6 protein-coding genes are annotated in these 10,730 nt (G+C 50.7%); 4 read left to right on the top strand and 2 right to left on the bottom strand.

Annotation, left to right across the window (positions count from 1 at the left end):
* Positions 1-81: 81 nt before the first annotated feature.
* Both IEX02_RS20220 and gap read right to left on the bottom strand, forming a co-directional pair.
* A complete protein-coding gene (locus tag IEX02_RS20220; protein ID WP_188699282.1) occupies positions 82-924 on the bottom strand; it encodes a D-hexose-6-phosphate mutarotase in 843 nt (280 codons plus the stop codon).
* Between the two features lie 263 nt (positions 925-1,187).
* The gene (gene gap, locus IEX02_RS20215) at positions 1,188-2,195 is read right to left on the bottom strand and encodes a type I glyceraldehyde-3-phosphate dehydrogenase (RefSeq protein WP_188699281.1); all 1,008 of its coding nucleotides are present in this window, start codon (positions 2,193-2,195) and stop codon (positions 1,188-1,190) included.
* A 350-nt stretch (positions 2,196-2,545) separates the two neighbouring features.
* Here gap and malQ point away from each other — a divergent pair, with 350 nt between their 5' ends.
* From malQ to gnd, 4 genes are all read left to right on the top strand, one after another.
* Entirely contained in the window at positions 2,546-4,756 is a 2,211-nt protein-coding gene (gene malQ / locus IEX02_RS20210) for a 4-alpha-glucanotransferase (protein WP_188699280.1), read from the top strand.
* A gap of 13 nt (positions 4,757-4,769) precedes the next feature.
* Positions 4,770-6,950 (top strand): 1,4-alpha-glucan branching protein GlgB, encoded by a 2,181-nt coding sequence (gene glgB, locus IEX02_RS20205; protein ID WP_188699279.1) that lies wholly within the window; start codon positions 4,770-4,772, stop codon positions 6,948-6,950.
* A gap of 4 nt (positions 6,951-6,954) precedes the next feature.
* The gene (gene glgX, locus IEX02_RS20200; protein WP_373285050.1) at positions 6,955-9,012 is read left to right on the top strand and encodes a glycogen debranching protein GlgX; all 2,058 of its coding nucleotides are present in this window, start codon (positions 6,955-6,957) and stop codon (positions 9,010-9,012) included.
* 84 nt (positions 9,013-9,096) lie between these two features.
* Positions 9,097-10,629: an NADP-dependent phosphogluconate dehydrogenase gene (gene gnd / locus IEX02_RS20195; RefSeq protein WP_188699277.1), complete on the top strand. Its 1,533-nt coding sequence runs from the start codon at positions 9,097-9,099 to the stop codon at positions 10,627-10,629.
* Positions 10,630-10,730: the final 101 nt, after the last annotated feature.

Raw genomic sequence — 10,730 nt, 5'->3', positions numbered from 1 at the left:
AGAAAACCCAATAAATACCCCACAAAGAAAAATGCCAGTCAGCTTAACTGACTGGCATTAGGCTGTTCGCCGGCTTTATTTTTAACTGATGATTTGTGTCAGGATATGGCTTTGCCCTGGCGCTAATTCTATTCCCTGGGTAATCGCGGCCTCAATACAAAGCATTTTTCGATAGCCATCGGTGGTCATATCTGCCATCTGCGCACTTTTCTCCTGCCAGGGATTCCAGACCACAATACTGTCGTGACCTTTAAATCCAATGGTAACAGCCTGCTGCTCGCCCTCAATGATACTGGCCTGAGATACGGCATTTACGTGGATTCTGTCGGTTTCTGAGCTGATGAGATACGGGCTTGGTGTTTGCTCTGCCGATGTGTCCTGAACTTTATCCAAATAAGCGCCAGAGAGTCCTTGGATTTCAGCGTGGTCAATATTTTGCACCCTAAAGTAGCTGTGCAATGCGCCACCAAATCGAATCGAGTGGGCCTGACGGTTTTGCGTGATCAGATTCAGGGTGAGCTGCTCGCCAATCAGTAATTCCAGCATCAGATCAAGATGCTCTTGCCCGGGATTCAAATAAGCTCGCTCTGGTTGCAATTGTATGCGGGTCTGCTCCTGGTCGTCATCGACACGTAGGATTTGCCACATCTGGTCTCTGACAAACCCATGAGCAGGTAAATTGCCGTCGGATGCGGCGCCAAACCATGGCCAGCAGACAGGAATACCGCCACGGATTGGCTTGCTACCGTCCATTACCGCTTTCGGGCTCATCCATAAGCGTTGCCGGTTGTCTTTTTTCGGCATGAAGCTGAGCACATGGCCGCCAAACAGTGATAACTCAAGGCTGGCCAGAGGATTATCAACACTAACAATGGGCATGCCCTGATCGGAGATGCGCTGAAAAACATGGGTGGATAGTTTCACGGTGGCTCCTTCTACCAAAGACGCATAAATAAAGTTAACGAAAGTTCCTTTTGGCCGACTGCCACGGATGGTGGCAGTGCCGAAAATGCAGGGGCAATTTTCAGCCGACCAGCACGGATGGTGGAAGTGCCGAAAATGCAGGAGCAATTTTCAGCCCATCATCCCTGGACATCGTCGATGAAAGCTCCCTGCAACATCGACATACCATCCATCCCTGGATATAAAAAAGGCAGCCGTCTGGCTGCCTTGAGAATATCTTAGTGTTACAGGCTAAGCCAGTATTGGGCGTTATCCAACATACGGTTACTGAAGCCCCACTCGTTATCGTACCAGGACATCACTTTGACCAACTTACCCTGAACCTTAGTTTGGGTCGCATCGAATACTGATGAATAAGGAACGTGGTTAAAATCAACGGAAACCAGCGGCTGCTCGTTAACATTCAACACTTCGCTCATTGGCGCACTGGCGGCTGCTTTGGCGATGATCTCATTAACTTCTTCAACACTGGTTTCACGGCCAGCGATAAAGTTAAGGTCAACCAGTGATACGTTAATCACAGGAACCCGAACAGACATGCCGTCAAATTTACCTTTCAGCTCAGGCACCACTAAACCAACAGCCGCTGCGGCGCCGGTTTTAGATGGGATCATCGACATGGCGGCGGCACGGGCACGACGCACGTCGGTGTGGTAAACATCACTTAAACGCTGGTCGTTAGTGTAAGCGTGAATAGTGGTCATCAAACCGCTTTCAATACCCAGTGCGTCATACAACGGCTTAGCGATAGGGGCCAAGCAATTGGTGGTGCAAGAGGCGTTGGAAATAACCGTCATATCGCCGGTCAACACATCATGGTTGACACCGTATACCACAGTGGCATCCACATCTTTGCCTGGCGCAGAAATCAGCACTTTACGCGCGCCAGCTTTAATATGCGCTTCGGCATCGGCTTTCTTGGTGAACAAACCGGTACATTCGAATACCACATCAATACCCAGCTCGCCCCAAGGCAAGTCTGCGGGGTTACGCTCGGAGTAGATGTTAATTTTGTCGTCATTGACATAAATCGCTTCATCGTCGTGACGAACCGAAGCGGCAAAGCGACCATGTGCGGTGTCGTATTTAACCAGATGCGCATTGATGGAGGCATCGCCCAGGTCGTTGATGGCAACGATTTTCAGGTCGTAGTGTTTTTCTGATTCGTACAGAGCGCGCAGTACGTTGCGACCTATACGTCCGAATCCGTTAATGGCAACTTTAATGGTCATGACATTCCTCGGCTTTTTTGCACTTGTTGAAATTTAATTACAGAAATTATGGATCAAACTGAACGACAAGGCAAAGCTTCATCCTTGTATTGTTGTTAAATTACAAAAAAATATTAATGCAATCGTATTCCAATAGACTAGCCAGTAATTCTTAACTAGCTTGTAATCTGGGATCCGGTCATGCTCTGGTAACAGCCCAGATCTAACCTAGTTACCCGACGACGCCACAGCCGCTTTTCGCCCTGGACAGGTTTGCGCTCAAAGAGACAAGCCTTTCAACCAGCACAACCGTCTGTTAGCGTGAACATCAACCGGATGATTGCATCCTTTAGTATGGCGATTCGAAACCCATGAACCAATCTGTTATCGATAGACTGTTAGAAATCAGAGGTATTGAGTCCGAGTATGTCGATGCCTGGGGGAAACCAGCGCATATCGACCCTGCCAGTAAAGTGAAACTACTGGCGGCCATGGGCTACCCGGTTGATGATGAAAACGCCTTAATGGACAAGCTGGAGCAGGAGCGCCAGCAAGTGTGGTGGCGAGCGCTAGACCCGGTGCAAGTTAATCGCGCTGACGAACCTTTACTCTTTACGGTGCGTTTGCCTATTGAGCTGGTTAATGACAATTACCTGCTGCGTCTGAACTGCGAACAAGGTGAGGTGATAGAGCAAAACCTGGTGCCCAGTGACGGCGAGCTGATCAATGTTGGTGACGTGCAGGATGACGAATTTCAGGAATATTTACTGTGTTTCAACAGTCAATTACCAATCGGCTACCATCAGCTCTCCCTGTTAGCTGAGGATGAACAAGTACTGGCGGTGATGCGCTGGATTGTGGCCCCTAAGGCTTGTTACTCGCCGCCCGCCATTGCCGCGGGGGATAAGGTCTGGGGGCTTAGCGTACAGCTTTATTGTCTACGCAGCGAAAATAACTGGGGAGTTGGGGATTTCAGCGATTTATGCCTGCTGCTGGAAAAGGCGGCTGGGCAGGGCGCGCATTTTATCGGCCTAAACCCTATTCATGCCTTGTATCCCGCCAATCCTGGTGCTTGCAGTCCATATAGCCCCTCGTCACGGCGCTGGCTAAATATCATTTATTTAGATGTAACAGCCATTGAGGGTTTTGCCCAGCCGACTATTCAATCTGTCTGTCTGCAAGCCGATTTTCAGCAAAAGCTCGCGCAGGCAAGAGCCAGTGAATATGTGGATTATCCGCTAGTCACCGAATTAAAACTGGCCGTGCTGGCGCCCTTGTATACAGAGTTTAGGGACAGTGATTTAGCGTCGAATACGGCGTTAGCAAAACGTTTTAAGGCCTTTATACAAGAGGGGGGAGAAAGCCTGCGAATGTTCGCCACTTATGAAGCCTTACAAGCACATTTTAAAGCGCAGGGGTTACCTTATTGGGGGTGGCCGGTATTTCCTGCCAGCTACTCTGAATTTCACAAACCTAAGGTACAAGCCTTTGCTAAGAAGCATGCTGAGCAAGTACTGTTTTATCAGTTTCTACAATGGCAGGCGGCAAGACAATTAGACAAGGCCCATGAGGTGGCGGCTAGCCACGCGATGTGTATCGGACTCTACCGGGACCTGGCTGTGGGGGTCAGTGAAGGTAGTGCCGAGATCTGGGGTAACCAGTCCTTGTATGCCACCAACGCCAGTATTGGGGCGCCACCAGATGTGCTCGGCCCGCTTGGGCAAAACTGGGGATTACCCCCTATGGATCCGCAGCAGCTCTACCAGCAAGGATATCAGCCCATTATTGACTTGTTTGCCGCCAATATGCGTTCCTGCGGTGCGTTGCGTATCGACCATGTGATGGCACTGCTTCGATTGTGGTGGGTAGCAAAAGGAGACAGCGCCAAGCAAGGGGGGTATGTGTATTATCCGGTGGACGATCTGCTGGGTATTTTGGCCTTGGAAAGTCAGCGTAATAAGGTCATGGTAATAGGAGAAGACCTGGGTACGGTACCGGATGCCATTCGCAGCAAACTGGCGGACAACGGCATTTATTCCTATCGGGTGTTTTTCTTTGAACAGGCTCAGGATGGTGGCTTTTTCTCTCCAGCCCACTATCCGGTGCAGTCTATGTCTACCCTGACTACTCATGATATGCCAACCTTAACCGGCTATTGGCATTGCCTTGACTTAGAACTGGGGCAGCGTTTGGGCTTGTATCCTTGTGAGGAATTATCGCAGGGACTGTTTCACGCCAGGCATGACAACAAACAACGTATTCTCGATTCGTTGCATGGGCATGGCAGTATTGATGACACAATCAGTGCTCAGGTGGAGCAGGTTGGTATGAGCAGAGCACTGAATCATGGCATGCAGGTACATATGGCTAAGGGCAGCAGTGCGCTGCTTAGCCTGCAATTGGAAGACTGGTTGGAAATGGAGGCTCCGGTGAATGTGCCCGGTACCAGTGAAGAGTACCCCAACTGGCGACGCAAACTCAGTAAACCACTAGAGGTGTTGTTCCGGGACCCTGCGCTTACAGAGCTTGGCCTTAAACTGACCGAGGCCAGGCAAAAAGCCGCCCAACATTCGCCCCGCTAACAAGGAACTATGGATGCAATCAGCAGAGCTACAACAGCGTCTTTGTGCCCAGCCCTTTGACATTCTTGGTGTGCACCGGGATGAACCTTGCACCCGTATCCGGGCTTGGTTACCCGGTGCGCTGGAAGCCAATGTGGTGACAGTGGCTGATAACCACATTCTGGGTAGAATGCGCCGCGAGGCCAGTTCAGCCTTATTTGAGCTGGATGTGGCAGCAGATTGGCAGGCTAGCGTATATAAACTGGATATTCTCACCGCCAGTGGTCGCTATGAACGCATTTGCCCATATCAGTTCCCGCAGCAGGCCTACCATGCGGTGCATTTTGTTGACCAGGACCCGCAGAACCTCTATCAGCAGTTAGGCGCCCAGGTCATCAGTCTGGATATGGGGTTGGCTGAGCCTATTACTGGCACCCGCTTTGCGGTGTATGCACCAAATGCCAGTGCCGTATCCGTTATTGGTGACTTTAACTGGTGGGATGAGTCTGCCCACCCCATGCAAAAAACCAGTTTGGGTTATTGGGTTTTATTTGTACCTGAGCTTGATGTGGGCCAGCGTTATAAATATGCACTTAAAGACAGCCATGGCAATGCCCTGCCACATAAGGCCGATCCTGTTGGTTTTCAGGCTGAGCAATATCCTTCTCACGCCTCGGTTGTCTATAACCATCAGCAATATCAGTGGCAGGACAGTGCTTGGCGTCAGCGCCAGGACGTGAACCCTTATCATCAGCCCATCAGTATTTACGAAGTGCATTTAGGATCATGGCGACGCAAACTGACAGAACAAGGCTATGACTATCTGTCGTACCGGGAGTTGGTTGATACGCTGATCCCTTACGTAAAGCAGATGGGGTATACCCATCTGGAAATTCTGCCGGTTTCTGAATATCCCTTTGACGGTTCCTGGGGCTACCAGCCTGTCGGGTTGTTTGCGCCCACTAGTCGCTTTGGCGACCCGGATGACTTTAAGTACTTTGTCGATCAAAGCCATCAGGCCGGGATTGGTGTGATTATCGATTGGGTACCGGCGCATTTTCCGGAAGATGGGCACGGCCTGGCACGTTTTGACGGCACCCATGTATATGAGTACGCCGACCCACGCAAAGGCTGGCATCCGGACTGGAATTCCTGCATCTATGATTTTGGTAAAGATGAGGTGCGTCAGTTTTTGGTGGCCAGCGCCTTATACTGGCTGGATAAATTTCATATCGATGGCTTGCGGGTCGATGCGGTAGCGTCCATGTTGTACTTAGATTATTCCCGCAACGATGGTGAGTGGATCCCCAATGTGGATGGGGGCAATCATAACTACGAGGCCATCAGCTTATTGCGCTGGATGAACGAAGAAGCCTACCGGCGTTTTCCCAATATTATGACCATTGCCGAAGAGTCCACCTCTTTTGCCAAGGTATCGCGCCCCGTTTATGAGGGCGGATTGGGCTTTGGCTTTAAATGGAACATGGGCTGGATGCACGATTCTTTGCATTACATTGCCAAAGACCCGGCCTATCGGCGCTATCATCACAACGAGCTGACCTTTTCTATGGTGTACGCCTATGATGAAAATTTCATCTTGCCCCTGTCGCATGATGAAGTGGTGCATGGCAAAGGGTCGTTACTGAGAAAAATGCCTGGCGATGAATGGCAACAGGCTGCCAATCTGCGCTGCTATGCGGCTTTTATGTTTGGTCATCCGGGTAAAAAACTGAACTTTATGGGCAATGAAATCGGCCAGAGTGCAGAGTGGAACCATGACGCCAGCCTGCAATGGCATTTGCTGGAATACGATAAACACAAGGGGATTCAATCCCTGTATCGTCAGTTGAATTCCTTGTATTGTCAGTATCCGGCACTACACCAACGCGATCACCAGAGTGACGGATTTGAATGGGTAGATCATCACAATGCCGAGCAAAGTATTCTGGCCTTTATTCGTAAGTCAGCCAATGGCAAGCAAAAAGTGTATGTGGTGTGCAACTTTACGCCTGTACCCCGCCGTGATTTTCGCCTGGGGGTGGATGATAAAGGCCAATACCAGGTGTTACTGAATACCGATGACCGTACCTTTTGGGGGAGTGGTTATACAGAGCAGACCTGTTATCAGGCTGAAGAACAGGCTTGGCACAACAAATCCTGTTCACTGACCCTTGAGTTACCTCCTTTGGCGACCTTATACCTGATTTATGAGTAAGATGATGGTGCCTGAATCTCAGCTGGTTACCACGGGGTTGCCCAAACCTCTGGGTGCGACTTTGACGGCCAGCGGCTGCAACTTTGCGGTACATGCGCCCAATGCCGAGGCGGTGGTTCTTTGTCTGTTCCATAGCGATACCGAAGAACCCTTGCTTGAGGTGGATTTACCGGCCCGTACCGGTAAGATTTGGCATGGTCATGTGGAGGGGCTGCAGCCAGGGCAGTTATACGGTTATCGTGTTCGTGGGCCATCTGTGCTTGAAACGGGCCACTGTTTTTCGCCCCAAAAGCTCTTGATCGACCCTTATGCCAGGCGCTTAAACCGTCCAGCGGTATGGAACGCGCGCCAATACCGGGATGATAGCCAGTTTATGCTGCCTAAATCTGTGGTGTGTGAACCCGCAGAGCTTTTCCCTGGCGATGAAAAGCCCAACTATTCTGCCGCAGAAACCATAGTCTACGAAGCCCATGTAAAGGGCCTGACCCAACTACATCCTGAGGTACCCAAAGCCAGGCAAGGTAAGTTTCTCGGGCTGTGCGAACCTGTGGTGCTTGAGCATCTCAAGGCACTGGGGGTAACCGCAGTGCAGCTGATGCCGGTGATGGCCTTTATGCCAGAGCCCTTTATCAGCAATAAAGGCCTGACCAATTACTGGGGGTATAACCCGGTGAATTACTTCTGTCCAGACCCGCGTTACGCCATCGACGATCCCATCGCTGAATTCAAAGCCATGGTGCATGGTCTGCATGGTGCCGGTATTGAGGTGATTCTTGATGTGGTGTTTAACCATACCGCCGAAGGGGGCGTGGATGGTCCGATATTATCTTTTAAAGGCTTTGATAATCAGGCCTTTTACTTGTTTGAACATAACGAATTCGGCATCCCCGATTATCAGCGCTATCTGAATAATTCCGGCTGTGGCAATTCGGTGAATACTGCTCATCCTTTTGTGATGAAGCTGGTGATGGATGCATTGCGGTATTGGGTGCAGGTCATGGGGGTGGACGGTTTTCGCTTTGACTTGGCGGCCAGCTTAGGCCGCGACCCGTACGATTTTACTGGTCAGTCGGGCTTTTTCCGGGCGTTGCGTCAGGATCCGGTGCTAGAAAACGTTAAGCTGATTGCCGAACCCTGGGATTTAGGCATCGGCGGGTACCGGCTGGGGCAATTTCCCTCCCATTGGCACGAATGTAATGACAAGTACCGGGATCAGGTCAGGGCCTTTTGGCGCGGTGACAAGGGCCAGACCCGTGATTTTGCTACCCGTTTGTTGGGGTCGCGGGATATTTTTCACAAAGACGTACGCGCCATCACCAGCTCGGTCAACATGATTACCTACCATGATGGTTTTACCCTGCAGGATCTGGTGAGTTACGCTGAGCGCCACAATGAGGCAAACCTGGAGCAAAACCGGGACGGCCATGGCCACAATCTTTCTGCCAACTATGGTGTGGAAGGACCAAGTCGGGATAAACAAATAGAAGCGCTGCGGGAAAGGCAAAAACGCAACTTATTTGCCACCTTGCTGCTGTCTCAGGGGATCCCTCATATTCTGGGCGGCGATGAACTCAGTCGTACCCAGCAAGGTAATAACAACGCGTATTGTCAGGATAATGAAATAAGCTGGTTTGACTGGGAACTGACCCAGAGCAAGCAGGATTTTCTGGCTTTTTGTCAGCAGGTGATTGGTATTCGTAAACGCAGTGAAGTGCTCAGTTACCTGAATTTGCATGATGACCATTACAGTTTGCAGTTTAATGTTGCCAAAGTCGGCTGGTATCGGCCTGACGGCGAGCGAAAAGTGGAAGACGACTGGCATGATGTCAATAACCAGGCCTTTGCCGTTGAGCTAAAAGGTGAGGGCACCCAGGCCGAACATTGGTTAATGCTGTTTAATGCCAGCGATCATGACGTCACTTTTACCCTGCCGGGCGGGGAGGCCTATTGGCGCCTGGTGATGGATAGCCGCTATGATAATCCCAGTCAGATGCCGCCGTTTAGCATGCTTGGCAGCTTTACACTGGCATATAAAAGTCTTTGCCTGCTTATTTCTGAGTGAAAGTTACAAGCCGGCAATGAGTGTGTATAATCGCCGCCAAATTTCCAGGGCCGTCTGCGCCAACCACAGATAACGGGACTCAACATGCAGCAAGACAACCAACTTTGCGACATCGGTTTTATTGGTTTGGGTGTGATGGGCAAGAACCTGACCCTGAACCTGGCTGACAATGATTATCGCATCGCCTGTTTTGACCTGGACCAAACCAAGATAGATGCCATCATTGCGCAGGATGAAAAAGAGCGCACTGGTGACAGTCCCCGTGTGGTGGGTTGTCATTCCTACACCGAATTGCTGGCCAAGCTGAAAAAGCCCTGTTTGATTGTGTTGTCTGTGCCGGCTGGTGAGCCGGTGGATCATGTTTGCCACCATCTGATTGATGCCGGTATTGGCGCCGACGATATTGTTGTGGATACCGGAAACAGCCTGTGGACCGACTCGGTCGAGCGTGAAAAGCAATACAAAGGCAAGTTTATCTTTTTCTCCACTGCGGTGTCTGGTGGTGAAGTCGGTGCCAGGTTCGGGCCGTCACTGATGCCGTCTGGTGACCCTTATGCCTGGACCCGTATCAAGCCGGTGTGGGAAGCCGTTGCGGCCAAAGTGGATCCCGCCAGTGGTAAACCCATTGAGTCTAATGTTCCTGGTAAGCCAGTCAAAGAAGGAGAGCCTTGTGCCGCCTACATTGGTCCGGTTGGGGCTGGCCACTATGTAAAGATGGTCCATAACGGCATTGAATATGCCGATATGCAGCTTATCTGTGAAGCTTACCAGATTATGCGTGACGGCCTGGGTATGGCCGCCAGTGAAATTGCCGCTACGTTCCGTGAGTGGAATGCTGGCTTGTTAAACAGCTACCTGATTGAAATCAGCGCAGAAGTGCTGGACAAAGTGGACGAAGAAACCGGCCAGCCACTGGTTGATCTGATCCTGGATAAGGCTGGCCAGAAAGGGACTGGTCTGTGGACCGCTGTCAGTGCGCTGCAAGTGGGCAGCCCGGCGCAAACTATTACTCAGGCTGTGTTTGCCCGCAGTATCTCCAGCCTGAAAAGTGAACGCACCAAAGCCGCCGATGTGCTGCATGGTCCAGCTAAGGTGACGCTGTCTGACGAACAAAAGCAGCGCGCCGTACAAAATCTGCATGATGCCCTGTACTGCTCAAAAATCTGTGCATATGCCCAGGGCTTCCAGTTGATGGCCATGGCCAGTAAAGAGCAGGGATGGAAGCTGGATTTTGCCCAGATAGCCAAGATTTGGCGTGCAGGTTGTATTATCCGCGCCGTATTCCTGCAATCTATTACGCAGGCGTATGAACAGAATGACAACCTGGCTAATTTGCTGTTGGATCCGTTTTTTGCCAGTCAGATCCAAAGCTTCCAGGGCAATTGGCGCCATGCTGTTGCCGATGCGACGCTGATGGGAATCCCATGTGCGGCCATGTCGTCGGCACTGAATTACTATGATTCATATCGTTGTGCGGTGCTGCCTGCCAATTTACTGCAAGGTCAGCGCGACTATTTTGGTGCTCACACCTTTGAACGTCTCGATAAACCGCAAGGTAAGAAGTTTCACGTTGAATGGAGTCAGCCGGGACAACCGCAAGTCGCCATTAAACGTTAAGATTTTGCTTCTTGAGTAAAAAAGCCAGCATTAAGCTTAATGCCGATCAGTTAAGAAATATTCGAGCGATCGGTTGACCGATCCTTCGAGGCGTTCAGAAT

The sequence above is a fragment of the Bowmanella pacifica genome (assembly GCF_014645355.1).
GTDB classification, from domain to species: Bacteria; Pseudomonadota; Gammaproteobacteria; order Enterobacterales; family Alteromonadaceae; genus Bowmanella; species Bowmanella pacifica.
This window is presented reverse-complemented; position numbering and strand designations above follow the sequence as displayed.

Bases quoted from the DNA above. Each gene is read 5' to 3' on its own strand.
- gap (WP_188699281.1), bottom strand. From the start codon at position 2,195: ATGACCATTAAAGTTGCCATTAACGGATTCGGACGTATAGGTCGCAAC.
- malQ (WP_188699280.1), top strand. From the start codon at position 2,546: ATGAACCAATCTGTTATCGATAGACTGTTAGAAATCAGAGGTATTGAG.
- glgB (WP_188699279.1), top strand. From the start codon at position 4,770: ATGCAATCAGCAGAGCTACAACAGCGTCTTTGTGCCCAGCCCTTTGAC.
- glgX (WP_373285050.1), top strand. From the start codon at position 6,955: ATGGTGCCTGAATCTCAGCTGGTTACCACGGGGTTGCCCAAACCTCTG.
- gnd (WP_188699277.1), top strand. From the start codon at position 9,097: ATGCAGCAAGACAACCAACTTTGCGACATCGGTTTTATTGGTTTGGGT.